Origin of the sequence: Caldisalinibacter kiritimatiensis (assembly GCF_000387765.1) — a bacterium.
Taxonomy (GTDB): Bacteria; Bacillota; Clostridia; order Tissierellales; family Caldisalinibacteraceae; genus Caldisalinibacter; species Caldisalinibacter kiritimatiensis.
In genome coordinates this window covers 1-403 of the sequence record NZ_ARZA01000088.1, presented here as the reverse complement: position 1 = coordinate 403, position 403 = coordinate 1, and the positions used below count along the sequence as shown (strand labels likewise).

Here is a 403-nt window from a genome sequence, read left to right as displayed (position 1 = left end):
TTTTAGTTTTGTCTGCCGACAGGCATGTGAAATGATAGTAGATATACTTGAAAAACTAGATGATAAGTTAATGAAAGAAAGAGATAAGAAAAAATATAGAAATAAAGGATTTAAGAAAACTACTATAAAAACAGTAATGGGTGAAATTGAATATAAACGTAGGATATATGAATATAAAACTGAAGAAGGTAAAAAGGCATATAAATATCTTTTAGATGAATATCTAAACATGGACACAATAGGACATATATCTACTAACTTAGTAGAAAAGATTGTTGACTTAGCAACAGATGAATCATATAGAAAAACCGCAGAGAAAATAACTGAAATGACAAATCAAAGTATAAGTCATTCAGCAGCTTGGAACATAATACAGAATCTAGGAGAAAAGATTAAAGAGAAA

At 27.8% G+C, this 403-nt stretch carries 1 protein-coding gene; it reads left to right on the top strand.

Features of this window, described 5'->3' with window-relative positions; translation table 11 throughout:
• Positions 1-31 precede the first annotated feature (31 nt).
• Positions 32-403: UPF0236 family transposase-like protein (locus tag L21TH_RS04370; RefSeq protein WP_034429317.1), on the top strand; the 372-nt coding region annotated here is incomplete at its 3' end.